Source organism: Pseudoalteromonas sp. SG43-4 (assembly GCF_014164325.1).
Classification (GTDB): Bacteria; Pseudomonadota; Gammaproteobacteria; order Enterobacterales; family Alteromonadaceae; genus Pseudoalteromonas; species Pseudoalteromonas distincta.
Map to the genome: position 1 here is coordinate 1 of NZ_JACJFB010000030.1, position 25,676 is coordinate 25,676.

Below are 25,676 nucleotides of genomic sequence, written 5' to 3' on the forward strand. Positions count from 1 at the left end.
AAAACCTCCTGTGAACTATAAGAATAATTTGTTGTGGCACTAGCAAAAGCTCATAACAAGGCCAGCCAGCATCGCTCCCTACGGTCGCTGGACCTCGTTTCACTCGGCCGCTGCTGGCGGCGTTAGGTAACCTAATGATACTTCGCGATGTTCAATTAGTTAACGGTGGTAAATCGAGTAAAGAGAAGCTTGAACAAAATAAGTACTTGATGAACTATTGGAACTTAGTTGAAGATATTTTTTGTATATATCTGCCTGATAAGTTTGATTTTGCAGGGTTGGCAAAGCTGAATGTATATCTGGGAAGATATTCAGGTGAGGATTACATCCCACCACGATCTGATGGAATAGCGGCTTATAAAAGAGATGACTTTATATTCGATGATTTTTGCGAACTTTCCGACCATAGTAAATGTGTTAAGTCTCTTTATTATCTAACTGATTCTCTTAAAATTATAGGAAATAGGATCAACGTACCTTTTGAGATTTTAAACACCATTGATCTAATTGCTGAAAAGGTCTTAGGTTGTGATTTCCAGTTGGAACGAATACATAAAAAAACCAGCAAATGGAATAAGTCTAGGAATATCCGAGCTACTACGACCCTAACTTATAAAATTGGCGGGATAGATATCAACTTTGCATTGATTGATAAGAGTGGTAGTGTTTTATACTCAAAGCAGTTATTTTCGAACCAATTCAGGGACTCAACTTGGTTTATTCTTTTCCACGGAGCATGGCGTGACTCAATTTTCACAATTACTAATAGAGTTGAGAAACCTATATTTTCAATTGATAGCTCGGAGTTACCGGTTACCTAACAAAACCATTAACCGGATTTGTGGAAGAACGCCACAAACCGGTTATGGTAAGTGTTAGGCATCTAAATGAGCAACGAAGGATTAGTTAAAGTTCACGTATCTTTGCCAAATCACTGGATGATTGGTGGGGAGTCTATGTGTAGTGGCATAGTGATTTTAGCCACTATTTACATACAAACTTGTATAAAACCAAGTGGAGCTTTCTTATGCCTTAGTTTTATTAAAAACGTCCACTAATGTTAAACTACAAAAAACTTAATTACTTAATATAGCTATGGCATTTTACATTCCTTTATTACAACCTCACTTTAAGCACATTGAAATTGGCGATACGCTTACATCACTTTGGAGTGGATGTGGCAGTATTGTGCAGTGCCAGCTTGATGATAAAGCCTGCGTTATTAAAGCGATTAAAATACCCAGTTATATACACCATCCTAAAATTAAACAAAGCGAATTTGCGCTTAAAAGAAAGCAGCACTCATATAGTGTTGAATACACATTTTATAAGCTTTATAGCCAGCATTTACCAGTACATGCGCAAAGTATTGAATGTATAGGTGCAATTAATAAAGATGATGAATATGCGCTGGTGTTTAAGGATTTCACCAAACATGGGTTTACTCAAGCAGGGCCACAACATGTTAAAGCTATATTAAGGTGGCTTGCACACTTTCATGCGTTTAACTTAAGTAAACCCGCTGAAGGGTTATGGCAGCAAGGCAACTACTGGCATTTAAGCACGCGCCCAGATGAGTTTAATAAACTAAAAGATAACCTTGATAAAAAGTCCGATATTAAAAATGCTGCACATAAAATAGATGAGCAGCTACAAAGTTGTACGTATAAAACGCTGATTCATGGCGATGCAAAACTTGCTAACTTTGCAGCAAATGAGCGCGATGAAATACTCGGTTATGATTTTCAGTATATAGGTGCAGGTTCTGGGATAATTGATGTAATGTATTTTATGACCAGTTGCTTGAGTGATGCACAATTACACGAGTGCGCTGATGAGTATCTTGCGTATTATTTTGACAATTTAAAGGCTGCTATTACTACTTATCATCCTACAGCACCAGCAGTTAAAATAGCTGACAATTGGCTCGCTTTATGGCCTGCTGCATGGGCTGACTTTTATCGATTTTTAGCTGGCTGGAGCCCCGAGCACCAAAAAATAAATAGTTATATGCAACAGCAAGTAAATAGCTGGTTAGCGAGTAACATTTAATAAACACAACGGGCTGATTGCTTGCATAAATATCAGGCAAAACAATACATTTTGGCACGATGTATGAAAATCTCTTTAAAACTACAGGTCAAATGACCTTTTTTAATATAAAATACTGCAAATTCTTGTATCAGTAGGTTTATATCATGGCAATTCACGTTATTTCTCACCCTCTTGTTCAACATAAACTAGGCCTAATGCGAGCGCATGGTATTAGTACTAAAAGCTTTCGTGAATTATGTTCTGAAGTTGGAACCTTATTAACCTACGAAGCAACTAAAAACCTACAGTTAGAAGATAACGAAATTACAGGCTGGGATGGCAATAAATTAAAAGTAGAGCACATTAAAGGTAAAAAAATTACCGTAGTGCCTATTTTGCGTGCTGGTCTTGGCATGATGGACGGTGTTATGCAGCTATTACCAGCCGCTAAAGTAAGTGTTGTTGGTCTTGAACGTAACGAAGAAACGCTAGAGCCAGTACCATATTTTGAAAAGCTTGTTGGTAATATTGATGAGCGCTTAAGCTTAGTTATTGACCCTATGCTTGCAACCGGTGGCTCAATGATTGCCACAATCGATATGCTTAAAAAAGCAGGCTGTAAAGAAATCAAAGTAATTGTATTAGTAGCTGCACCAGAAGGTGTGGAAAAAACACTTACAGCACATCCCGACGTAGAAATATTTACAGCCTCTGTAGATAGCCACTTAAACGAAAAGGGCTATATTATCCCTGGTTTAGGCGATGCGGGCGACAAAATATTCGGTACTGTTTAGGAGTCTTTAAGTGCAAAATAATGACACCTTTTCAATAAAAACTATTTTAACAGGCGCGCAAATGCTGTTTGTAGCATTTGGTGCACTGGTATTAGTGCCACTTTTAACGGGCTTGGATCCTAATGTTGCGCTTTTTACCGCTGGCATTGGTACTTTGCTGTTTCAGGTAGTGACTAAAGGCCAAGTGCCTATATTTTTAGCTTCATCATTTGCTTTTATTGCACCCATTATTGCCGCTGTGCAAATGTGGGGCGTGCCAGCCACTATGGGCGGCTTAATGGTAGCGGGCTTTGCTTATATGCTTTTAAGTTTATTAGTAAAATTTAAGGGCGTTGCAACGCTTCATAAAATTTTACCGCCTGTGGTTGTAGGCCCTGTAATTATGGTTATTGGTTTAGCGCTTGCACCTGTTGCTGTAAATATGGCGATGGGTAAAAGTGGCGACGGAAGTATTCAAATTATTGATTACAACAGTGCTATTTATATTTCGTTGTTCTCGTTAGTGGTTACGCTTATTTTTGCAGTGTGGGGAAAAGGCGTATTTAAGCTTATACCTATTCTGGCAGGGGTTGTTGCGGGTTATTGTTTATCGCTTGGTATGGGCGTTGTGCAATTTGATGCAGTAACTAACGCACAGTGGTTTGCTGTACCAAACTTCACATGGCCTGAGTTTAAATGGCAGGCTATTTTGTTTATGGTGCCTGTAGCAATAGCACCTGCAATTGAGCATATTGGTGACATGATGGCTATTAGCCAAGTAACCAATAAAGACTTTTTGAAAAAACCTGGGCTTCACCGTACTTTGTTTGGTGATGGCCTTGCGACGTCTGCAGCATCATTATTTGGCGGCCCGCCTAACACTACTTACTCAGAGGTAACGGGAGCAGTTATGCTTACCAAAAACTTCAATCCTAAAGTAATGATGTGGACAGCCATTATCGCCATTATTTTAGCCTTTGTTGCTAAAATGGGATCTGGCTTACAGACTATACCTGTACCTGTAATGGGCGGCATTATGATTCTACTTTTTGGCTCTATTGCTGTAGTGGGTTTAAATACATTAGTTAAGTCGGGCGATGATTTAACAGCACCACGTAACTTAAGTATTGTTGCACTTATTTTGGTGTGCGGTATTGGCGGTATGCATATAGGTGGTAGCCAATTTAGTTTAGAGGGCGTAAGTTTATGCGCTATTTTAGGCATTGTACTCAACCTTGTATTACCTAAGGCGCAGCCTCAAGAGAGTTAATAGTGCACGTAAGTTAAAAATATTGCACCAAAATAGCGCATTTTCAATGCGCTATTTTTTTAACCTATTAATAAATATACAAAAATAATAATGGTCTAGTATCTGCATTTAATTTCCAGAACGCATCGTATGCAAAGGAGTTACTATGTCAGAGGCCAATATTGTGGATATAACCCCGTTTTTAGCAAAACACCAACTGCCTTTAAAGTATCAATATTTGAGTGAGCAATATTTTGTTCCACTTGCGCATGACATCCTCGAATCTAAAAAAACAAATACTCCTATTTTTGTTGCCATAAATGGATGCCAGGGCTCAGGAAAAACAACACTCGCAGATTTTTTAGTTACGTGGTTTTCTAAAAACACACCACTTAACAGTGTAGCATTGTCTATTGATGACTTTTATTTAGCAAAACAAGCACGTGCTGAGCTTGCCAAAGACGTACATCCTCTTTTTACTACTCGCGGAGTACCGGGTACTCACGACGTAGCGTTAATGAATAGCACAATAACTAATTTACTGGCAGGAGAGGTAAACGTACCGCTTCCCCGTTTTAATAAACACGAAGACGACTGCGTGCCAACAAGTGATTGGCTAACAAATGAAAAGCCAGTTGATATTGTTATTTTAGAAGGGTGGTGCGTGGGCAGTGAGCCACAACCGCTGTTTTCATTGAGTGAGCCGCTTAACGAGTTAGAGCAACAGTTTGATAAAGAAGGCGTTTGGCGCCGCTGTGTAAATAGCTGTTTGGCAAATGAATATAAAGCCGTTTTTAACCTAATTGATTATACCGTTATGCTAAAAGCACCGAGTTTTAGTGATGTTTTTACATGGCGACAAGAGCAAGAACAAAAGCTAATAGCCAAAAAAGGTGAAGGCTCAGGCACCATGACTAACGAGCAATTGGTGTATTTTATTTCTCATTTTGAGCGCATTACGCGTGAGAACTTAAACACACTGAGCGCTAAAGCAAATGCTTTAATTGAACTTGATAGCAACCGAGATATTAGCGGTATGCACCTAACAAGTGATGACACCCTTCAACCTATTATTTTTACAGATTTGGACGGTACATTACTCGATCACGCCGATTACAATACAAATAATATCAGTGAGTTATTACAGCAGCTGCAAAATGCGCATATTCCTGTGGTGTTTAATACCAGCAAAACTTTTTGCGAAGTTATAGAGCTTAAAAACGATTTAAATATTCGACAGCCTTTTATTGTCGAAAACGGTGCAGCGGTATTTATTCCAGAAGACTATTTTGAATTAAAGCCAATTGGTTGTAAAAAAGTAGGCGCTTATTGGTGCTACGCAATGGCAAAGCCGTTATCGAGTTTATTAAATGATTTAAATACTTTAAAGGCGGATTATAAAGCGCATTACAAATTGTTTAGTGACTTATCGAGTGAGCAAATATCAGAGCTTACCGGGCTAAACGATGCACAAGCAAGACGCGCACAAACTCGCGATTATTCAGACCCTCTTTATTGGTATGGCAATGACGAATTACTCACAGCCTTTGTAAACGACGTTGAAGCACTCGGCTACGATATAAAAATTGGTGGACGCTTCATTCATATTGCCAAAAATACCGATAAAAGCGCTGCACAGCAGTGGTTAGTTAAACAGTTTACCCATCATTTCAGAAAGCCTCTCACGGTTATAGCACTGGGTGATAGCGATAACGATAAGCAAATGTTAGAGCACGCAAATATCGCCATTATTATTGCCAATCCGGCGAGTAAAAAGCCGGTTAAATTGTCGCACAACAAAGCACGATATTCTCAATCACCAGCACCGCTGGGCTGGATTGAAGAAATAACGTCGTTGCCGTGTATTAGCAGTATTTTAAGTATTTCTGAGGAGCAAACATCTCATGGCTGATTTTTACCAAAATGGCATTATTACAACACTACATAATATTGCCGACAGACCAATAGAAGACCTAGAAAAAGAGCTACTTACTTTTAGTAAGCAGCGCCCTATGGGGTTAATACTTCCTTCGCTATTTAGTGAACTTGAAGGCCCTGCGCTGCAAAATATAGTTAGTGAATTACGCGAAGTACCATATTTATCACAAATTACGATAGGCTTAGATAGAGCCGACGAAGCACAGTACCGTCATGCACTAGGCTTTTTTAAAGAGCTAAACCAAAACCATAAAGTATTATGGAACGACGGCCCACGCTTACAAGCACTAGATAAAGAATTACAAGAGCTAGGTGTTGCACCACGTGAGCTGGGTAAAGGGCGTAATGTGTGGTATTGCATGGGTTATAAATTAGCAACAGCAGAAGTAGAGTCTATCGCGCTGCATGATTGCGATATTTTAACCTACGACAGAAGCCTACTTGCTCGCTTAATTTACCCCGTTGCGCATCCGCGTTTTAACTATGAATTTTGTAAAGGGTTTTACCCGCGTACTGCTAATGGCAAAATTAATGGCCGTGTATCGCGCTTATTAGTAACGCCATTGCTTCGCTCATTTAAAACAATTTTAGGCAATACCGACTACCTTGAATATATGGACTCTTTTAGATACCCACTTGCAGGTGAGTTTTCGTTTAGACGCGATGTATTAAACGATATTCGTATCCCAAGTGATTGGGGCCTTGAAATAGGTGTACTGAGTGAAATGTATCGTAACTATTCGCATAACCGCTTGTGCCAAGTAGATATTGCCGATAATTACGATCATAAACACCAAGAACTTTCACTTGATGATCAAAGTGCAGGTTTGTCTAAAATGTCGATTGATATTACTAAGGCATTGTTTAGAAAGCTGGCGACTCAAGGTGTTACTTTTACCAGCGAAACAATTCGTTCATTAAAAGCGACTTATTACCGTATCGGTTTAGATTTTATAGAAACGTATCATAACGACGCGCTAATGAACGGGTTAACGCTTGATGTACACCAAGAAGAAAAAGCAGTAGAAATGTTTGCACAAAATATTATGGAAGCAGGGCAACACTTTTTAGAAAACCCAATGGAAGCGCCATTTGTGCCAAGTTGGAACCGTGTTGTATCAGCAATGCCAGACGTACTTGAGCGCTTAAAAGAAGCCGTAGAGCTAGATAACGAAGAATATAGTTAACCTGCGTGCAGGTTAACTAGCCTATAAGTCTAAACAATAAATATTAGGGGCGCATGTGAGCACAGTTAGTGAATTATTTTTACAACGAGTAGAGCAACATCTTCATATTATTTATGAGGGTGTTGAGCTGCCTTTATCGGTTACTGAGCTTGCTCAGCAACTCATTAAAATTATATTAGGTAGCAATGCACTGCGCGACCCGACACCCCATACAAACCGGTGGGATGAACAAGATATAGTATTGATTGCTTATGGCGACTCTATTATTAAACACGATGATAGTGAATTTGCCGTATCGAGCCCAATGGAGGCACCGCTTAAAACACTACACAGGTTTATAAAAGAGCAATGTGATATGCAGTTAAATGCGCTGCACATATTGCCATTTTACCCGTACAGCTCAGACGAAGGCTTTGCCGTAATGAACTACGTGCAAGTGAATGAGTCCTTGGGTGATTGGGGAGATATTCGAAATATCGCTAAAGATGTAAAGCTAATGGCGGATTTGGTTATTAACCATTGCTCAAGCAGAAGTGTATGGTTTGAGAACTTTTTAAATGATTTACACCCGGGTAAAGACTATTTCAAAACGGCCAGCTTAACGGATGATTTAAGCCAAGTTGTACGCCCGCGAACCTCATCGTTATTAAATACTGTAACTACACCAAGCGGCGAAAAACACGTGTGGTGTACCTTTAGTCACGATCAGGTTGATTTTGACTTTGGCAATCCTGATGTACTTAAAGAGTTTGTGGGAATAATTAGGCATTATTTAGACAATGGCGTGCGTTTGTTTAGGCTTGATGCGGTTGCATTTTTGTGGAAACAGCTTAATACAAGTTGCATTAACTTGCCGCAAACACATGAAGCCGTAAGGCTCATGCGAACGCTTATTGAGCACGCAGAGCCCAGCGTAGTTATTATTACCGAAACCAATATTCCAAACCAAGAAAACCTGTCTTATTTTGGTAATGCCAACGAAGCGCACAGTATTTATAACTTTGCACTGCCGCCTTTATTGCTTCATACATTACTTAGTGGCGATAGCACTGCAATTAAGCATTGGATGATGAGCATGCCGCCTGCGCAAAATGGTACGGCATACTTTAATTTTATAGCCTCGCACGATGGAGTAGGGCTCAGACCAATTGAAGGTTTATTACAACCCAGTGAAGTGGCGTCACTTGTAAGTACCACTATGCAATTTGGTGGTCGTGTATCTATGCGAACCAGTAACGATGGCACGCATACACCGTACGAGCTAAATATTGCTTTATTTGATGCTCTCCAAGGGACGCACAATGGCCCAGATAAGTTTGGCCTGGAGCGGTTTATGTGTGCTCACGCAATTATGTTTGCGCTTGAAGGTATCCCAGGGCTTTATATTCATAGTTTGTTGGGTACAACTAACGATTACGAACGCTTTGAAAATTCACAGCATAACCGTGCTATTAACCGCCATCGTTGGCAAGAGTCAAAGCTACTGTCGGCAATTGGTGAAAAGTACAGTCATCATCATAAAGTGTTTAACGGCATAAAAAGCTTATTGGCAGTACGCAAAAAGCAAAGTGCCTTCCACCCAAATGCTACACAGTTTACGCTGCATTTAGCAGGGGGATTATTTGGTTTTTGGCGACAAAGTATAGACAGACGCCAAAGCATATTTTGCGTTTATAATATTAGCGATAAACCACAAACGCTCACATTGGCCGACTTGAACTTAATTAACACCCAAAAGTGGTTTGATTTGGTGGCAGATAAAACGATTGAAGAAAGCCAATTAACAATAGAGCTAGAACCATACCAAAGCGTGTGGCTGAGTAATATTAAATAAAATGTATTAAAAAAGGCTCGCACTGCGAGCCTTTGTTTTAACTAGGGCGTGTTGATCTTTGTGGATTGAAATTTGTTCAATCTAGGGGCGATTAAATCGCGACGCGAGGTTTGTAACCTAGTGGGCTCGATAACTGCTCCTGCGTTATTCTACTGGCTTACATCCATGTAAGAATAAGTAAAAACCGAGCAAAGCTTCCGCGTCCTGCTCACGCCCCTTACCTACATCCATGTAGGTAACAAAGAGTTAATCGTCCCTAGAAAGAACCCTTCGGGCAGCGCATGTTTGGTATTTATGCTGAGTTATCGACTATTTATGGGGAATAACCACACTACATGGGCTCTGCCTTGCCTAAAAACCAAACATACTGCTGCAAATTCACCCATCAATGCTCAACACGCCCTAATAAGGTATTTTATTAATTATAAGCTGTAGCTTAAGTTAATGTAGCCAAAGCGGCCAATGTTATCGTAACTTGCGCTACCCGCGCTTGTACCACGTGAACCGTACGGAAGTTTACGATTAAATAGATTATCAACACCTACTTTAACGCCTAAGCCGCTATCGAAGTTGTAACCAACAGTCATATCGGTAATAAAGTATTTACCGTAAGACATTTGGTTACTTGGGTTCGAGTTACTTTCAAGCTCAACATTTGTATATAAATCTACTTCACTTAAAAAGCGTGTTTCAACTGTTGAGAAAAAGTTATCCATAACATAGCTTACAGATAAGTTAGTTTGCCACTTAGCTTCACCTGTAGTACCTGCGTATTCAATGTAGTTACTAGGGTCGTCTTGGAACGGGTAATCTTTACGTTCAATTAAGTAAGTACCAATTAAGCGGGTTTTGAAGCTACCTTCAAGCGCGTCAAAGTCGTAACCTAGTTCAAAATCTATCCCTGATGCTTTTTGGCCGGCAACATTTAATACAGAGTTTTGTATTAAAGTAATTTCACCATTAGCATTACGTGTAATTAAGTTACAGTACTGATTGTTTATACCTGTTGCGCTATCAACACAGCGATCAAGAATGTCTTGCGCGTCGATTGTGTCAATCGCATCTTCAAGTTCAATTTCCCAGTAATCAATAGTAAGCAGCGCGTTTTCTAAAAACTCTGGTTGGTAAACAATGCCTACAGTTGTACTTGTTGACTCTTCGCCTTTTACATCGCGGTTACCGCTAGTTAAACCATCTAATGAGGCTGCATCGTAACCTGAGTTAAAGTCACTCGCTACACCTAATGCGGCACAGTTTGCAGTACGTGTTGCACCGTTTGATAAGTCACCTAGGTTGTCGGCGCGACACGGGTCGTCTACATTGTAGAAAGTTTGACTTGCTGCCCCAAATACTTCACTAATGTTTGGCGCACGAAGTGCTGCAGATTGAGTTACACGTACACGTAGCTCATCATTTACAGTCCAATCAAGGCCAAGTTTCCAGCTAGTTGCTTCGCCAATAGTACTGTAGTCAGCATGACGTACTGCAGTGTCAAATACTAAATCTTGGATAAGCGGTAAGTCAGTTAAAATTGGCATCGTCGCTTCAAAAAATACTTCGCGTACGTTGAACGAGCCTTTATCTTCGCCCAGTGCGTTAAAGAAAGTACCTTCTGCGTTATCTGGCTCTTTAGTTTCGCTTTCTTCTTTACGGTACTCGGCACCAAATGCAATACCTACATAACCTGCTGGTAATTCAAAAATAGCGCCATTAGCAAGTGAGCCAGAAACAACTGTTTGCTTAATTGTTGAAGTACCAACTGATACCGTATTTATGTAATCAATAGCTTGTTGAGATGGTGCGCCAAAACCCATAATATTTACAGGCACACATCCGTCAGCTTGTGCAGCAGCGCTACGACATACTACGTTGCCATTTGTATCTTCAACGGCATCAAGTGCATTAAAGTAGTTGGCTAAAATCATGTTAGCGCCGTTTTCACGCTCAAGATCAGTTTGGCCATAAACAACTGATGTATCTAATTCCCAATCTTCAAATACAGTACCTTTTAAGCCGGTAACAAAACGCGTTGTTTCACGCGTATTGTTTTCAATGCGGCGGCCAAGGTCACTCATCATGCGGTTAACCATGATTGAATCAACACCTTCCTCTTGCATACGTGCTTTGATGGCTGGGTCTAGGTAAGGGTTATCAATGTTAATGCTGTTGTCGCTGTCGAAAAAGAAAAACGCAGGTTGACCTATGCTTTCGCCTTGGCTGTTTACGTATTTTGCATCAAAGTAGACGTTTAAATCGTCGGTCACATCGTAGTTAACTTTAAAGTTTACGTTGTAACGTTCAAACTCAGGTTGTATTTCTTCAAATTGGCCTAAGTTAAAAAAGTCACATTCTGCACATGAATATGGATCTGCGTTATTGCCTATGTATAAATCACGTGCGCTGCTATCAGGGTTAAAGCTATTAATATACTTAGTTGGATCTTCAAGTGCATAAACACCTGAATCATTGATGGCGTAATAACCCGCATTAGGTGTTAAAATATCATCAGGAAAGTCAGCACTATTTTTGTTTTCATCCGTTTGGGCTTGGTTAGGTAAGCTGCTAAAAGATGTGCTAGTCCAAGGGTGGTCAAGTGCATTTAATGAATCTTGGCCAGAGTACTCAATAGCAAAAGCTGCATTACCACGGCCGTTATCAAAATTAGAGCCGTACGAGAACGTCGCTTTTTCGTTGTTGTAGCTGTTTAAATCGGCAAAACCTCGGGTAACACTAAAATCCATACCTTCAATGTTGTCTTTTAGTATAAAATTTACAACACCTGTTACCGCGTCAGCTCCATATACAGCGGATGCACCACCAGTGATAATTTCTACACGCTCAACCCATACACTTGGAATAGTATTGGTATCTACAGCTTGAGAACCTGCAGAGCTTGATACATGACGCTTACCATTTACAAGTACCAAAGTACGGTCTGTACCCATGTTACGTAAATCAAGAATATTTAAACCAGCGGTACCAATAAAACGGCCTGAGTTAGCCATAGAATATGTATTGCCAAGTGCTGGTAAATTGTTTAGCGCTTCACCAATGTTTACAGCGCCAGTATTAATTAGCTGCTCGCCGCTTATAACTGTTACTGGTGCAGGTGCAATAGCACCTTCACGTAAGATACGTGAACCCGTTACTTCAACGCGTTCAATTTTTGTTGCTTGCTCATCTTGTGCAAGCACAGAATTACTTGCTGTTGCAGCAGCAGTAATTAATGCACATTTAATGCTATTAGAAAGTAAATTATGACGTTTCATGTGTTTCCCAAAGGACATTTTATAGTAATTTAATACGATATTTATTTTTACTTAATACAGTCTGTATTAGATAAAAACCTATAACTTTTGTTATGAGGGCGGCGATTATTGCATGCTGATAATCTTATTAAAAGTAAGTAACTTACTGTTAAATAAGCAACTTGAAATAATTTGAATGGCTATTGTTGCATTTTTTACACTAGTTTGTTCGGGGAGATTAGGTGGCTATTTATGGTTAATTTACATGGTGGGTTTGTTTTGTATTTATGCTGTTTACATGTTTATAGTTTTTATAATTTTAGAGATGGTTTTTATAGCAATTATTTTTTAGTTAAAAGTAGTTAGGAATATTCTAATTTATATAAAGAGCAGGCGGTGAGTGTTATATGTACTTAGTTGTAAGTATTATGTATGTAAATCCCGTTTTAAAATGACTTTAATGTAAGGCTTTATTTTCAAATAAAGTGAAGTTTGAATATTTTTCATTATTAATCTTTAAAAAGCTCTAAACGTGTAAACCCCCTTTACAGTTTTGGGGGTCTCAATTGCTCCTTAAGTTACTTTAGCGCGTAAACTTGGTACAATTTAGCTGTTTTTAATTAATAGGTTTGACCATGAAGTATTTAGTTATTATTTTTACCTTGTTGTTTAGTTCAATGTCTTTTGCGCAGCAATCTGTCGATCTTGAAATAAATATGAAAAATACGGGCCTTGCGTATAAACAAGCAGTACAGGCAACTCAACTTAGTGAATTTAATACTGCGATTGATGAATTTATAAAGCTAGTAAAAGTAAGTAAAACAGGTAAGTTTTACAAAAAGCCTGAGCAGTCATTGCAGGGCCTTGATAAAGTGATTGCCCAAGCTGAGCTTGCTAAAAAAGCAGCGAACGAGCAGGGTCTAAGTGCAGCAAAAGAACCGTTAAAAAACATAGATAATTTACGTAAAAAATATCATGAGCTACATGAGCCTCCAGGGTTCTTTGAATTACTGTTCGGTTCATAAACCTAAACTATATGTATCTTTAGTCGCTACTTTTAAGCTAACTGCGTTAAAAGTATCTGTAGCAATAAATATAAGGAAACACAATGGAAATTTCAGTTTCAATGTTAGAAGGCCAAAAGCAAAGCGCTAAATTTGGCGACCTAGAAGTAATCAGCGATCAAAGTGTAAACGCTGGTGGCAACGCAGAGCATCCTGAACCGTTTGATTACTTTTTAGTAAGTATGGTTTTATGTGCAGGTTTTTATGCACGTAAATTTTGTGAGCAGCGTGATATTTCAACGCAAGGTATGACGCTTACTCAAAATAATGAAAATGTAGATGATAACGGTAAAAAGTTATTTTCAATTGAGATTAACCTACCAGACGGTTTTCCTGATAAATATAAAAAGGCGCTTATTGCAGCCGTTAATACCTGTACGGTAAAAAAAGTAATTCAGGCAGTGCCAGAGTTTTCAGTAGTGGTAAAATAATCCTCCCTAAATTAGGTAGCTTTAACAGGCTACCTAATTATGTATAGTGCCCCACGGCTTAACTTATTTCTTTTTCATTCCTTGTACTGCTTTAAAGCGTGGGTTGTTTTTGCAAATTACAAATACACGACCTTTGCGTTTTACAATTTGACACCCCGGGCGTTGCTTCGCACTTTTTAGGGAACTTAATACTTTCATACCTTTTCCTTTTTAACAGTCGATAAACTTTTAAAACGACGGTTAAACTGTGCAACACGGCCATCTGTAGCAACAGTTTTTTGCTTGCCTGTATAAAATGGATGTGAGTCACTTGATACGTCAATAGGTACATATGGATAAGTATTACCGTCTATTTCTACTGTGCGGCTTGTTTTAATGGTTGAGCCAATAATAAAGTAAGAATCGGCAGCAGTATCGTGAAAAGCAACCACTTGGTAATCAGGATGAATATTTGGTTTCATAATACGCCTCAATAAATGATATGTGATAATGTATCATTTTAATTTAACGTATTTATTCTCTCATTGCAAATTATTTAAATGCTCCCCAAAAGGGGCGTAATTGCTGGCTATTTGTGCAAATAAATCAAAAAATAAGCACTTGAATTAAAAATGCTGGCTATTGGCGTTTAGGCTGTTATAACTATATTTAAGAGTTAAAACGTTAACAAATACGGTTATAAAGTTATTACAGAGGTTATGTATGAGTGACGCAACACAACAACAAGAACAAATTGACCAAGGGGTGATGGAAACCCTAAGAGAGCGCGACCACAGTACCTTGGCGCAACAAGTAAATCCGTTAACCTGCAACCACAATGATATTGTAGAGTTACTAGCAAGGTATATGGCACTTAGTGAGCAAGAAGATGATGAGCTGTTTGATACTTGGTTTGATAACCTAACTAAAGAGCAACATACTGTTTTAAAAGTATTTGAAGTTTACCGTGGACAATATGAGCACCAAAATTAAAGTGTTTATTTTTGTAAGTATGCCAAATCCAGTGGTTATTTAAATAAAACTAAATAGCCACTACTACTTTTTAACTAGAAAGTAGTAATGTTGTATCAACCACTACTCCCACCTGTTTTCATCATAATTTTTTGCGGATTTAATCTTATCTTTATTTAGGTACGACTTACTGATATTCATAAGTATTTATTGCTATTTTAAGGTAATGTTCTAATTTTAATAGACAGACTGTTTATAATTTAAATAAGTTTATGGGTTATATACTCGAAAATATTCGCTCCCATTTCGTAATTCATAAAACACTTAAAATTAATTGAGCTTTAATGATTAAACCTGAGATCCCAAGTAACGAAGCAGAGCGATTACATGCGTTAAAAACATTAAAAATTCTAGATACGTCGCATGAAGAGCGCTTTGATCGTGTTACTCGTATTGCCAAGCGTATGTTTAATGTTTCTATTTCATTGGTTACTTTAATTGACGAAGACCGCCAATGGTTTAAATCTAGGCAGGGGCTTGATGCGCCTGAGCTTCCTCGCGAAACCTCATTTTGTGGCCATACCATAAATCAAGACGAGCTCTTAATAATCCCAGATACAGCCCAAGATAAAAGGTTTTTTGATAACCCTTTTGTTACAGGCGATCCTAAAGTACGCTTTTATGCTGGCTTTCCTTTAAAATTAAGGCAAGGGGTTATTATAGGCACTTTATGCCTTGCCGATAATAAACCTAGACACCTTAATGATGAAGAAAAACAATTACTAAGAGATTTAGGCACGTTGGTTGAGCAAGAGATTCAATCAGTTCAACTAGCTACAATTGACGAGTTAACAAGAATCTCTAATCGACGTGGCTTTTTGAACCTTGCTGAGCATACGCTAAATGTATGTAGGCGAAACAAAGTATCAATGTCGTTTATATTGTTTGATCTTAATAAGTTTAAACAAATTAATGATGTTTATGGACACCACGAAGGCGATTTTGTATTGAATAAATTTGCGCAAATTATGCTTAGTTCATTTTGTGATTGTGAAGTAATAGGCAGACTTGGCGGAGATGAGTTTGTAGTAATGCTAAGTGATTTAGATGAAACAAAAGCTGAGTTTGTTTTACAAAGGTTTGCGGATGCAATTGCGCATGCCAATAATACCTTAAATAAGCCTTATAAAATCGATTACAGTGTAGGGGTAACACACTTTAAATACGATACAGGTAAATCGGTTGAGGATATGATTCAAGATGCTGATGTTGCAATGTATCAGCAAAAAAAGCAGCAATCACTTTAGTGAGCTATTTAGTTTAATTGCTGCTTGAACTTCACTTAACTTCCTCATGCTAGTACGAATCTTATAATAGGTAGTTATTGGCTATTGCAGTCATTTTTTGCAGAGGGTGATGCTAAAGACACATTTGGTTGCCAAATCCTGTCCCATATTTTATGAAGATTGCTTAAGTTTGGTCTTTGACTTATTTTTTCAAAGTTACCAATGCTCACCTCTGAATCATTTTTTTGACCCACTACAAAATTAAACACATAGTTGCACTCCATGCCCATACGTAAATCAGAAAGCACAATATTGCTTTGCTGTTGACGCACCGAATAAAACCCTTTAGTAAACCACTGCAAGCGCTTTATAGCCCATTCATCGCTAATATTATTTAACAATGAAGGCGTTGTTTGATAAGGCGTTAATGTAACATCGTTGGGCACGTCAAATACTGATGCATAACCTTCGTAGTATTGTCCGTCAGATATCACAACAATACGCCACAGCAAAGTGGTTAGCGGGGCAGGCGTACTAATATACGCATTTACTGGTATTTGCCTGTTGTTGAGTGCTGTTTTTACCTTGTCATCAATACTTACTTTTAAAATTAAAGCACAAAATAAATATAGACTACTTAAAACTAAGGCCGCTGCATTTATATGATAAGCCGTTGCTGCTTGTATTTTGGGTATTAGCGTACATATTACGCCAATTAATAAAGGAAGCGTGTAAGCGGGGTCAATAATAAACACACTAGAAACCGCAAAGGGGTACTCAGTAAAAGGCCAAAGTAATTGTGTACCGTATACCGTTAGGCTGTCTAATATGGCATGTGTAGATAAACTTAAAAATACTAGCCAAAACCAGCGCACTTTATAAGTTTTCATTCCGGTGTGTATTTTTAATATTAGCCATACAATGAGCGGGCTAATTAATAAATGTATTAATAACGAATGGCTAAAGCTACGGTGGTAAGTAAATGCTTCTACAGAGCCACCATAAGGCAAAAATACATCTAAATCAGGAAGTGTGCCTAAAATTGCTCCCCATAAAACGGCTTTTCGACCTATTTTATTGCCTAATACCGCATAACCTACAGCACTACCTAATGCTACCTGCGTTAAAGAATCCATTTTGATTAATACCTTTAATTGCGACTTTTATTATTTATACTTTTTGATTATTAAAAAGCGTCAAAAAATAATGTGAAATATTTGATAAGCACATCAATGCCCAAAATTTATAAACTAAGCCTGGGCTTTATAAAATCTAAAAACGCTGTAATGCGAGACGATACCGCACTATTTTTATAATACACGGCTTGTATAATTTCTCGGTTATTAGGTGAGCTAACTGCACTGGGTAACACTTCAACTAATTTACCTGTTTTTAGATCATTGCCAATCATAAAGTGAGAAAGTAGCGCAACGCCTTGGTTTGCAATACATAGTTGCCGCACTGTTTCGCCGCTGCTTGCGCTAAGCGAAAACGTAAATAAAGCGGGCTTTACTAACGGCCAAGTGTTTAATTTAGGGGAGTCACTAAAACCAATTATCTTGTGATTTTGTAAGTCATCTATTTGTGTAATTGTTGCGTTGTTTTTTATATATTCTGGGCTGGCTACAATACGTAACTGGCTGCTGCCAAGTTTACGAGCATGTAAATTTGAGTCTTTTAAATCACCAATGCGTATGGCTAAATCGGTTTTATGTTCAAGTAAATCAATAATGCTGTCGTGTGAGGTTATATCAAGCGTTATGTGGGGGTATTGCTTGGCAAATTCGCCAATTAAAGGTGTAAGTTGGTGCAATACAAAAGGGCTTGCCGCATCTATTCGCAGCTTGCCACTTGGCGCTTGTTTTAAAAGCTTTATGGCTTCTTCACCGGTATAAAGCGTATTTAACCCTTCGCGTGCAAATTTTATAAAAGTATGGCCTTCTTCGGTAAGCTCTAACCGGCGTGTTGTTCTGTTTAGCAAAGTACATTGCAGTGTATTTTCAAGGCGTGATACAGCTCGCGACACTTTAGCCACCTGCTGATCGAGCAAGTTAGCCGCCCCGGAAAAGCTTCCGCAATCTACTACCGTTATAAACGTTTCTAAATCTTCAGTTTTTGAATGAACTGCCATAAGTATACCAACACCATCTTTGCATTATTAACAAAAGTATTTTGTCACTAATGCTATTTTTTGCAAACGATATTTTAGCCAAACTACATTCTTCAAATATTAATGAGGATATAACTATGCCATTGGCTTTGTGGGCGCTTACCTTAAGCGCATTTGCAATCGGAACAACTGAGTTTGTAATAGTGGGATTAGTACCCACCATTGCAAACGACTTAGGCGTAAGCCTACCTTCAGCAGGTTTGCTTGTAAGTTTATATGCGGTTGGCGTTGCCATCGGTGCGCCGGTGCTAACGGCTTTAACGGGTCGTTGGAATCGTAAAGTGGTACTAATAAGCTTAATGGGCTTATTTGTTTTAGGTAACTTACTTGCATGGCAAGCGCCAAGTTACGAAACATTAATACTTGCGCGCATTTTAACGGGGCTTGCCCATGGTGTGTTTTTTTCAATCGGATCGATGATTGCCACAAGTCTAGTAAGCAAAGACAAAGAAGCCAGTGCAATAGCCATTATGTTTACCGGGCTTACTGTAGCACTCGTAACTGGTGTGCCACTAGGTACATGGATTGGACAACACTTTGGTTGGCGTGCAACGTTTTTAGTTGTGTCGGTATTAGGTTTAATTGCATTAATCGGCAGCTCTATTTTAGTGCCAAAAAATTTAAAACAATCAATACCAGCGACGTTTAAAGAGCAACTACAAGTAATCGTAAAACCGCGTTTATTACTGGTGTATTTAATGACGATATTGGGCTATGGCGGCACGTTTACAGCGTTTACTTATTTAGCACCTATTTTAGAGCAACAAACAGGTTTTGCGCCTTCGGCTATTGCCTTAATAATGCTTGTTTACGGTGTATCGGTAGCGGTAGGTAATATTTGGGGTGGAAAGTTGGCCGACAAACGCGGCCCAATTAGCGCACTGAGCATTATATTCAGCGCTTTGAGTATTATTTTACTGATATTTACTTTTACGATGGAATCAAAAATTGCTGCTGTACTTACTATTTTAGTATGGGGCGCATTTGCTTTTGGTAATGTGCCAGGCTTGCAACTTTATGTAGTAAAGCAAGCGCAAAAGCACACGCCCAATGCGGTAGATGTTGCATCAGGTTTAAACATAGCCGCATTTAATATTGGTATTGCACTTGGCTCAATTATTGGCGGTAGCGTAGTAGAGAACATGACCCTGCAAGATACAGCATGGATAGGCGCCGTTATCTCTGTTTTAGCACTTGGTGTTACACGCTACAGCGGTATGCTTGATAAACGTGAAATTCAGCAAGCATAAAGCCTTAGCAGGGTCTGTTGACCTTTTAGGATTAAATTTGTTCAATCTAGGGATGATTTAATCACGGAGCGAGGTTTGTAACCTAGTGGGCTAAGTAAAAATCGAGGGACAAAGAGTAAATCCACCCTAGGAAGAACCTGCAGGCAGCGCGTATTTGGCATTTATGCTGCGTTATCGCCTATTAATGTGGAACAACCACACTGCATAGGCTCTGCCTTGCCTAAATACCAAATACACTGCTGCAAATGTAATCTCTAAAGATTAACAGACCCTAACCTTGAAACTAAAATTAATGACCTCATACCTGTTATGAGGTCATAGATTTTTAAGTGACAGTCGTAATAAGAAGTAAAAGGTGTATTTCGTAAAACTTTTAAAAGTTTGTATTTCAAAACCGATTATTTTATAAGGATAAACCATGACAAAACGTGTAATAGAAATGCCAGAACTAGGTATGGGAACATTCCGCTTAGAGGGCGACACTGCCTATAACTCAGTAAAAATGGCACTCGAAGTTGGGTTTCGCCATATTGATACCGCACAAATTTATGGCAACGAAGAGCAAGTAGGTCAAGCCATAAAAGATAGTAATATTCCGCGCAGTGAAATATTCTTAACCACCAAAGTGTGGAATAACAAATTAAATAAAAGCGACTTTATCCCAAGCGTTAAAAAGTCACTTGAAAAGCTACAAGTTGATTCGGTCGACTTACTGCTAGTTCATTGGCCATCGCCTGCTAACGACGAGCCAATGAGTGAATACCTCACTGAATTACTAAAAGCGAAGCAGCTTGGTTTAACTAAGCACATTGGTGTATCAAACTTCACCATTGCAAACTTAAATGAAGCAATGCAAACACTTGACTCGCGTGAAATATTTACCAATCAGGTTGAGGTTCACCCATATTTAACTAATACTAAATTGCGTGCATTTTGTGCTCAGCACGATATACATGTAACTGCGTACATGCCATTTGTAGTAGGCAAAGTACTTAAAGATCAAACCATTATCGACATTGCTAAAAAGCACGATGCAAGTCCAGCACAAGTTGTTTTAGCATGGGTTAACGCAAGCGGCATGACGACAATTCCATCATCAACTAAGCGCAAAAACTTAGAAGATAACTTTAACGACCACGTTAAGTTAGATGATGAAGACATAGCCCGCATTGATGGTCTTGATTGTGGCGACCGCCAAGCAACACCAGACTTTGCGCCGCAGTGGGATCAGTAAACTTACCTCAAACGCAAAGTTAAACTAAATATTTTAAGGTGTAGATTATCTACACCTTAACTTTTAAAAGGAATACACATGTTAACGGTTATAGCGGCACTGTCGTGCAAAAATATTGATGCAGATGTGATGCTTACAGCACTTGAAAACTTACAAAAGTCATCGCGCCAAGAAGTAGGGTGCTTACGTTATGAACTATCGGTAAAAAGTGATGATGAACATACCGATTATGTTGTTAGCGAACAGTGGGCGTCTGACGAGCACTTTGAAGCGCATAAAAACGAGCCACACTTTAAAGCATTTGGTACGCAAGTTACTGGGCTTTTAACCAATAGTAGTATTGATGTATATAAATCAATTGGTTAAATTCTTTTTATAGTGCCTATTATGGTACGTATTAAAATACTTAGCTAAATTACATATCATAAAGTAAATACTCAAATAGGTGCTGTTATCTTACATCACCTTTTATTCTTACACTCCAACCTGCCTAAATACCCAACTTCGCCAATATCAATGAAACCTATTAGGACTCTTTTTTGTTAATTCGCATTCGTAGTGCTTCGAAATCAAAAGAGGTTCATAACTTTATTAAGAGTCGTTTTGCTATCACAACCCACTCTAATAAATAGCCTATTTAATTTGTTGTTTACATTAAAGTTCTCTGGTGTAAATTATAGAAATATAACATGGCATTTTAGTCAGCCGTAAATAGTTCGAGTGGTACTGAATAAGAGACTCAAAATAGCAAACTATTTATATATTTTTTGTGTGTTATATTTTTAGAGCTGAGTTAATTAAACTAATAATGGAGACATGGGTATGGAAATTAATAAATCAAATCAATCTATTCTTATTTTTGTAATCCCTTTATTAACTGCGTATTTCGGATCAAAAGTTATATTTCACTTATTTGCTTTTGAGTATCTTGTGTTTACAGATACTTTTGACATTCTAAAGCTACTCATTGATATTAGTGTATTTGGAGTGTTGTTCTATATTAGTTCACTGGGTGTTGGTTACTTCATCAGAGCTAAAACATAAGTTTTTTAATCATTAGTTGGTAAATTGCTAGCTGAAAAATCACAGCCAATAAAGCCTTAATAGCTTTAAACTGTATAATTTATATGGAGATAATAATGAAAAAATTAATCGCAATAGTAGCGTTGTTAGGCTTTGCCTCATTTGCACAAGCTAATGATAGTTTTGTAGTGAATGCTAAATTTTATGATAATAAAAACTTAATTGGTTCACCTATTTTAGTAGTCAATTCAAACGAAGAGGCGTCAGTTTCAGTTGATAATTCGTATAGTTTTGCTCTTACAGTAACGCCAATTGATGATTCTACTGTTAGTTTAGTAACTGACCTAAAACTAGGTGGAAAACATATGGCTCCCTCTTTAATTGTTGAAATAGGCAAAGAAGCAAGTATTAATATTGATGGTAAAGAGCTGTCAGTTTTAGTAAGCAAATCAAGCAGCTAATAATACCAACCTGCATAAATCTTTGATCAATTTAACGAATTAAATTGCACTATAACGTCGTTAAAAATTTTTTATTTAGAACAACTAGATATAAAAATTTTTGCCTAGTTCTAGCGTAATTTTCTTAACGTTAAATAGACCCCATATATAAGCAGATTGGTATAAGTTAAAAATTAGGAATATAACTAATGAGAAACTCAAGAAATGAAATAGTAAAATATGGAGTCTCTTTTGGTACGGCCCTAGCAATTGCTATTTCATGGAGTGCTAATGAGTCTGTGTTATGGGCAATTTTGCACGGTTTTTTATCTTGGTTTTATGTTATTTGGCATGTAATTACGCGATAAGTATTTTCGCGTGTGCACTGATTGATTATGTAGATTGCGGTCAATGTTAATACTCGAGCAATTACCATCTAAAACTATTAAGTCAAAAATATAAAAGGAATAATTAATAATGAAAGGTGCTGGTGGAAGCTCTGGTGGTATTGGGCATTTTTTTATTGGTTTAATTATGATGTGCGGTGGCTTTTATATGCTGCTAAACGCAATTTCGGTGACCTCTAATTTTGGACTAAGTTCTCGCATTTATAGTGTTAATGCTTTAGGTGGCTTTGGCGTTACAGGCGGCATGGTTATGATCCCATTTATTTTTGGTGTGGGTCTGATTTTTTATAATTCTAAAAATATTTTAGGCTGGGTGCTATCTCTTGGCTCGTTAACCGCACTAATATTTGGTGTTATATCGAGTGTTCGATTTAGTATGCGAACTATGACGTCGTTTGATTTGATTGTTATTATAATTTTAGCGTTTGGTGGCTTAGGGCTATTTTTACGCTCTCTCAAATCTATTGATACTTAAATAATTGCCACGCTTTGTTTTCAATACAATTTTAATTATAGGCATTTAACATGATGTTCCAATGCCTAAGCTAATACATTAATAATGTAATCCTTCCTATTTACTGCTTAACCAGTAACGTATTTTAAAGAGATTTATGTGAACAACTCAATACAGCTAAAACTAATTGCTACTCACTTATTAGCACAAAGAGAAGAAAACCCAGCGCGTTCAAACTTTCCTAAAGAGTTAGTACTAGACTCGACTGACGATGCGATAGAAGTACAAAAGTTGATGATTTATTTAAATGATCAAACTGTATATGGTTGGAAGTGTATGCTGCCTTTAGATGATGGCTCAATTATATTAGCGCCTCTTTTACATACACCTATAAAACAAGCTGAAAATTGCCCACTGTATACAACAAATAACAAAGCGCTGATAGAACCAGAAATTGCATTTATTTTACAAAGCGATTTACCAAGTAATAAAACCTATACAAATGAAGACGTAGATACTGCATTTGCCAGCGCCCATTTAGCACTTGAGCTTATTCAAAAAAGGTTTGATGAAAACACTCCAAGCACTCACATTGAAAAACTGGCCGATGGCCTATCTAATCAAGGCGTGTATTTAGGCCCACAAATAGATAAAGCCAAAGCGTATAACGCAAGTACTGTAAATATCAATGTTAAGCAAGCTGAGCTGGAGTTAAACTTGGCAGGTGTGCACCCTGCAGAACTTGCGCAGCTTCCACTTTATTGGGCGGTTAATTACTTATCAGCAAAGGGAATTAATTTAAAAACTGGGCAAGTGTTTATAACAGGCTCTTATTGTGGTGTTGTTGAGCTTAATACAGATCAGTTAACCACGGTTAGTTACGAAGACTTAGGGTCTGTTAGCACTACGTTTTTATCAAAGTAAATTTAGCGTTACTTAATAGATAAATCATATTTTAAAATAAGCGCATCTATATAGCGGGTGCGTAATGTGTGTTGTTTTTCATGATCGGCGCCATGCCCTAACGCTTTGTTTAAAAGCTTCATGGCGGGGTGTAGTAGCGCTCTTTCTTCTTGGTTTAAACTCGCTTTACTGCGCAGTTCTGTAATGTCGTCAACTAATAGCCTGCCAATGTCTACCGAGACTATTTCGTCTATTAATCCATTTTGAGTAAGTACGCCATATTTACTGCATAAAAACTGTTGCCAAACTTGCTGTAAGTGCTCGTCTATTTCACAGCCAAATAGCTCTTCGCTAAACGTAAATCCTTGCTGAGCGAGTTTAGTTAGGCTTGCAGTATATTGCTGCGCAAAATAATTAAAAGCATGGCTTGATGATTCTATTTTTTGTTTTAAAAGACCTTGCCCCCAATTAACACAGCCGCGCGGATAATAGTCGTCATATTCTTCGCATTCATACAAACCCGAATATGAGCTGCAGCTAAGTTGACTTTTAATACAGTAACTTGGTTTGGGAAACACACTTCGCTCTTGCCAAGCTAAAAGTGTATCTGCATCTATGTTTAATGCTTGGCACAGTTCATCGGTGTTATAAAAATGAGTTGCTAAGTAGTCAGATAAACGCATAAAGCCTCTGGTATCGTTAAAAACAAAAGTACTGTTTATATATACAGTTATTCATTTTGTATTACCAAACTCAATAACACAAGCGATTTTACAATTAAATGTGCGCTTATACCTCCAAAAATACCGGCAAGTATGTTACAAATAGCGCAAGTTTTATAAATAATGAATTTTTATGCGCACCCTAGAGAAAATTAAACAAGCAAGCCTTATTACAGCTATTAAAACGCCATATTTAGCAAACGGTGAAATTGATCTCGCAAAGTACGATGAACTCGTTGAAATACAAATTGCAGCGGGCGTTGATGGCATTGTAGTCGGTGGCACAACAGGCGAAGGCCAGTTAATGAACTGGGAAGAGCATTTAATGCTTATAGCGCACAGTGCAAACAAATATGGTGACAAACTGATTATTGTTGGTAATACCGGTAGTAACAACACCCGTGAAGCGATTAAAGCAACTAAATATGGCTTTGCCAGCGGTATGGATGCAGCACTGCAAATTAACCCATATTACGGACGTACGTCAATCGCGGGTGTTAAAGAGCACTTTAAACGCGTACTTGATATTGGACCTGCCTTTATTTACAACGTAGCCGGTCGCACAGGTCAAGACCTAACACCTGATATTATTGAACCATTAGCACAGCACTCGAACCTAATTGGTATTAAAGAATGTGGCGGCAATGAGCGCATTGCACAGTATGAGCAGCAAGGCATTGCGTGTTGGTCGGGTAACGACGATGAAGCACATGATGCTCGTCATGTACACAAAGCTCACGGTGTTATTTCGGTTACTTCTAACCTTATTCCTGGGTTGTTTCGCCAATTAATGGATACTAAAAATGATGAGTTAAATACGTCATTACAACCATTAATGAACTGGTTGTTCTGTGAGCCAAACCCGATTGCTATTAATACCGCATTGATGATGACAGGTGCAGTAAATCCAGTATTTAGATTACCGTATTTACCGCTTAGTGATGAGCAACAAAAAGTAGGTTTGCCATTAATAAATGAGCTTAACGAACGTGAAGTTGTCGGTGGTAAAGCACAGTTATTAAAACAAAATGAGGTATTAACGCTTTCTTGAGTTGATAATCAATATTTTAATGACTTA

The 25,676-nt window shown here is 38.1% G+C and carries 25 protein-coding genes; 19 read left to right on the forward strand and 6 right to left on the reverse strand.

The window, feature by feature from the left end:
* Positions 1 to 134: 134 nt before the first annotated feature.
* The 7 genes from H5160_RS19240 (at position 135) to H5160_RS19270 (ending at position 9,015) form a co-directional block, all read left to right on the forward strand.
* Positions 135 to 821, forward strand: a complete 687-nt coding sequence (locus tag H5160_RS19240; RefSeq protein ID WP_182738406.1) for a hypothetical protein — start codon at positions 135 to 137, stop codon at positions 819 to 821.
* A gap of 274 nt (positions 822 to 1,095) precedes the next feature.
* Positions 1,096 to 2,052: a phosphotransferase gene (locus tag H5160_RS19245; protein ID WP_182738408.1), complete on the forward strand. Its 957-nt coding sequence runs from the start codon at positions 1,096 to 1,098 to the stop codon at positions 2,050 to 2,052.
* A 146-nt stretch (positions 2,053 to 2,198) separates the two neighbouring features.
* The gene (gene upp, locus H5160_RS19250; protein WP_002958676.1) at positions 2,199 to 2,828 is read left to right on the forward strand and encodes a uracil phosphoribosyltransferase; all 630 of its coding nucleotides are present in this window, start codon (positions 2,199 to 2,201) and stop codon (positions 2,826 to 2,828) included.
* Positions 2,829 to 2,838: 10 nt separating this feature from the next.
* Positions 2,839 to 4,077, forward strand: coding sequence for a uracil-xanthine permease family protein (locus tag H5160_RS19255; protein WP_149593033.1), 1,239 nt, complete (start codon positions 2,839 to 2,841; stop codon positions 4,075 to 4,077).
* 145 nt (positions 4,078 to 4,222) lie between these two features.
* Positions 4,223 to 5,968: an HAD-IIB family hydrolase gene (locus H5160_RS19260; RefSeq protein ID WP_182738410.1), complete on the forward strand. Its 1,746-nt coding sequence runs from the start codon at positions 4,223 to 4,225 to the stop codon at positions 5,966 to 5,968.
* Positions 5,961 to 7,181: a glycosyl transferase gene (locus H5160_RS19265; RefSeq protein ID WP_002958673.1), complete on the forward strand. Its 1,221-nt coding sequence runs from the start codon at positions 5,961 to 5,963 to the stop codon at positions 7,179 to 7,181. The genes H5160_RS19260 and H5160_RS19265 overlap by 8 nt, the downstream gene beginning before the upstream one ends.
* Positions 7,182 to 7,236: 55 nt before the next feature.
* Positions 7,237 to 9,015, forward strand: a complete 1,779-nt coding sequence (locus H5160_RS19270; protein ID WP_182738412.1) for a sugar phosphorylase — start codon at positions 7,237 to 7,239, stop codon at positions 9,013 to 9,015.
* A gap of 422 nt (positions 9,016 to 9,437) precedes the next feature.
* On the opposite strand, the gene H5160_RS19275 is transcribed toward H5160_RS19270, so the two are convergent.
* Positions 9,438 to 12,284: a TonB-dependent receptor domain-containing protein gene (locus H5160_RS19275; protein WP_182738414.1), complete on the reverse strand. Its 2,847-nt coding sequence runs from the start codon at positions 12,282 to 12,284 to the stop codon at positions 9,438 to 9,440.
* Positions 12,285 to 12,898: 614 nt separating this feature from the next.
* Between H5160_RS19275 and H5160_RS19280 the strand changes: the two genes are divergently transcribed.
* On the forward strand, positions 12,899 to 13,288 hold the full coding sequence (locus H5160_RS19280) for a cytochrome b562 (RefSeq protein ID WP_039487539.1): 390 nt from the start codon (positions 12,899 to 12,901) through the stop codon (positions 13,286 to 13,288).
* Positions 13,289 to 13,371: 83 nt separating this feature from the next.
* A complete protein-coding gene (locus tag H5160_RS19285; protein WP_002958670.1) occupies positions 13,372 to 13,758 on the forward strand; it encodes an OsmC family protein in 387 nt (128 codons plus the stop codon).
* 63 nt (positions 13,759 to 13,821) lie between these two features.
* Here the strand turns inward: H5160_RS19285 and ykgO are convergent, their stop codons facing one another.
* A complete protein-coding gene (gene ykgO, locus H5160_RS19290) occupies positions 13,822 to 13,956 on the reverse strand; it encodes a type B 50S ribosomal protein L36 (RefSeq protein ID WP_002958669.1) in 135 nt (44 codons plus the stop codon).
* Complete coding sequence (locus tag H5160_RS19295) at positions 13,953 to 14,219, reverse strand: type B 50S ribosomal protein L31 (RefSeq protein ID WP_182712301.1); 267 nt, start codon at positions 14,217 to 14,219, stop codon at positions 13,953 to 13,955. Before H5160_RS19295 ends, ykgO begins: the two co-directional genes overlap by 4 nt.
* A gap of 241 nt (positions 14,220 to 14,460) precedes the next feature.
* Between H5160_RS19295 and H5160_RS19300 the strand changes: the two genes are divergently transcribed.
* Positions 14,461 to 14,730 carry a hypothetical protein gene (locus H5160_RS19300; RefSeq protein WP_039487544.1) on the forward strand — a complete coding sequence of 90 codons (270 nt, stop codon included), beginning with the start codon at positions 14,461 to 14,463 and terminating at the stop codon, positions 14,728 to 14,730.
* Positions 14,731 to 15,053: 323 nt separating this feature from the next.
* Positions 15,054 to 16,016 carry a sensor domain-containing diguanylate cyclase gene (locus H5160_RS19305; protein WP_182720902.1) on the forward strand — a complete coding sequence of 321 codons (963 nt, stop codon included), beginning with the start codon at positions 15,054 to 15,056 and terminating at the stop codon, positions 16,014 to 16,016.
* Positions 16,017 to 16,090: 74 nt separating this feature from the next.
* Here the strand turns inward: H5160_RS19305 and H5160_RS19310 are convergent, their stop codons facing one another.
* Together H5160_RS19310 and H5160_RS19315 are read right to left on the reverse strand one after the other, a co-directional pair.
* The gene (locus tag H5160_RS19310) at positions 16,091 to 17,131 is read right to left on the reverse strand and encodes a metal-dependent hydrolase (protein ID WP_182738416.1); all 1,041 of its coding nucleotides are present in this window, start codon (positions 17,129 to 17,131) and stop codon (positions 16,091 to 16,093) included.
* 107 nt (positions 17,132 to 17,238) lie between these two features.
* Entirely contained in the window at positions 17,239 to 18,126 is an 888-nt protein-coding gene (locus H5160_RS19315) for a LysR family transcriptional regulator (protein ID WP_182692513.1), read from the reverse strand.
* Between the two features lie 116 nt (positions 18,127 to 18,242).
* On the opposite strand from H5160_RS19315, the gene H5160_RS19320 reads away from it, so the two are divergent.
* The 7 genes from H5160_RS19320 (at position 18,243) to H5160_RS19350 (ending at position 23,897) form a co-directional block, all read left to right on the forward strand.
* Positions 18,243 to 19,415: an MFS transporter gene (locus tag H5160_RS19320; protein WP_039487557.1), complete on the forward strand. Its 1,173-nt coding sequence runs from the start codon at positions 18,243 to 18,245 to the stop codon at positions 19,413 to 19,415.
* 418 nt (positions 19,416 to 19,833) lie between these two features.
* The gene (gene dkgB, locus H5160_RS19325; protein WP_154902884.1) at positions 19,834 to 20,649 is read left to right on the forward strand and encodes a 2,5-didehydrogluconate reductase DkgB; all 816 of its coding nucleotides are present in this window, start codon (positions 19,834 to 19,836) and stop codon (positions 20,647 to 20,649) included.
* A 78-nt stretch (positions 20,650 to 20,727) separates the two neighbouring features.
* Positions 20,728 to 21,015, forward strand: coding sequence for a putative quinol monooxygenase (locus tag H5160_RS19330; protein WP_002958660.1), 288 nt, complete (start codon positions 20,728 to 20,730; stop codon positions 21,013 to 21,015).
* A gap of 773 nt (positions 21,016 to 21,788) precedes the next feature.
* Positions 21,789 to 22,133 (forward strand): hypothetical protein, encoded by a 345-nt coding sequence (locus H5160_RS19335; protein ID WP_154902883.1) that lies wholly within the window; start codon positions 21,789 to 21,791, stop codon positions 22,131 to 22,133.
* A gap of 188 nt (positions 22,134 to 22,321) precedes the next feature.
* Entirely contained in the window at positions 22,322 to 22,480 is a 159-nt protein-coding gene (locus tag H5160_RS19340) for a hypothetical protein (RefSeq protein WP_007378675.1), read from the forward strand.
* 109 nt (positions 22,481 to 22,589) lie between these two features.
* On the forward strand, positions 22,590 to 22,994 hold the full coding sequence (locus H5160_RS19345) for a hypothetical protein (protein ID WP_002958658.1): 405 nt from the start codon (positions 22,590 to 22,592) through the stop codon (positions 22,992 to 22,994).
* A gap of 138 nt (positions 22,995 to 23,132) precedes the next feature.
* Positions 23,133 to 23,897: a 2-keto-4-pentenoate hydratase gene (locus H5160_RS19350; protein WP_182738418.1), complete on the forward strand. Its 765-nt coding sequence runs from the start codon at positions 23,133 to 23,135 to the stop codon at positions 23,895 to 23,897.
* Positions 23,898 to 23,905: 8 nt separating this feature from the next.
* Here H5160_RS19350 and H5160_RS19355 read toward each other — a convergent pair whose 3' ends face one another.
* On the reverse strand, positions 23,906 to 24,559 hold the full coding sequence (locus H5160_RS19355; RefSeq protein ID WP_002958653.1) for a DUF6058 family natural product biosynthesis protein: 654 nt from the start codon (positions 24,557 to 24,559) through the stop codon (positions 23,906 to 23,908).
* Between the two features lie 172 nt (positions 24,560 to 24,731).
* Here H5160_RS19355 and dapA point away from each other — a divergent pair, with 172 nt between their 5' ends.
* Complete coding sequence (gene dapA / locus H5160_RS19360; RefSeq protein WP_182738419.1) at positions 24,732 to 25,649, forward strand: 4-hydroxy-tetrahydrodipicolinate synthase; 918 nt, start codon at positions 24,732 to 24,734, stop codon at positions 25,647 to 25,649.
* Positions 25,650 to 25,676 lie beyond the last annotated feature (27 nt).